This window comes from Oleiphilus sp. HI0061, from assembly GCF_001635675.1.
Genome location: NZ_LWFE01000955.1, coordinates 1 through 1,030, shown reverse-complemented (window position 1 = coordinate 1,030; position 1,030 = coordinate 1). Strand labels below are relative to the sequence as shown.

General features: G+C 45.1%; 1 protein-coding gene. It reads left to right on the top strand.

From position 1 onward, the window contains the following. Positions 1-176 precede the first annotated feature (176 nt). Complete coding sequence (gene tatC / locus A3735_RS11185; protein WP_068510193.1) at positions 177-956, top strand: twin-arginine translocase subunit TatC; 780 nt, start codon at positions 177-179, stop codon at positions 954-956. The last annotated feature ends 74 nt before the right edge of the window (positions 957-1,030 follow it).

Genomic DNA, 1,030 nt, shown 5'->3' with positions numbered 1-1,030 from the left:
AAAGACGCCCTCAAAGAAGCTGAAGAGTTCGAGCCCTTACCAAGAGATGAGTATGACAAGCTGTTTCAGGCACCAAAAGAGCCTGATTCGTCAAAAGACCTTCAAAGCAATACGCAAAACGACAAGCCTAAGCAGTCATAACATGGCCTCCGTAATAAGCTAAGCATAGTAAAGACATGAGTAAGACTTCTGACAACGCAACTGAAAACGACACTGTAGTCGACCAAGGCCAGCCTCTAATCAGCCATCTGATAGAATTGCGCACACGCCTCCTGCGTTCTGTGCTTTGCGTTATATTGATCTTCGCAGGCCTTTACTATTTTGCCAACGATATCTACCTGATTGTCTCAGAGCCACTTAGGGTCTTTTTACCCGAAGGTAGCACCATGATCGCGACCGATGTCGCATCACCCTTCTTTACCCCCTTCAAACTGGCTCTAATGACGGCACTGTTTATATCAATGCCTTATGTGCTCTTTCAAATATGGGGTTTTATCGCACCTGCACTCTATGAGAACGAAAAACGGCTCGCCTATCCTTTACTGCTATCGAGCATAATATTGTTCTATCTCGGCATGGCATTCGCTTACTTTGTCGTCTTTCCTTTAGTGTTTGGCTTTTTCACCAGTGCCGCACCTGAAGGCGTCACTGTAATGACCGATATCAGTCGCTATCTTGACTTCATTCTAAAGCTATTCTTCGCATTTGGTTTAGCCTTCGAAATCCCAATCGCAACCATTATTTTGGTTGCGGCAGGTATTACCAGCTCAGCTAGCCTAAGTGAAAAACGCCCTTACATCGTGGTTGGCTGCTTCGTTATCGGTATGTTATTGACGCCTCCAGATGTTATTTCGCAAACTCTTTTAGCAGTTCCAATGTGGGCTCTCTTTGAAGTCGGAGTGCTGTTTTCAAAACTCGTCGAAAAGAAGCGCAACGAAGAACCTGTAAGCGAATAACAATTAGATGAACCTGCTACTGTTATTCCCCGAAAATATGCACAGCGAAACACTGGCTGAGATTTCCGGTCGTC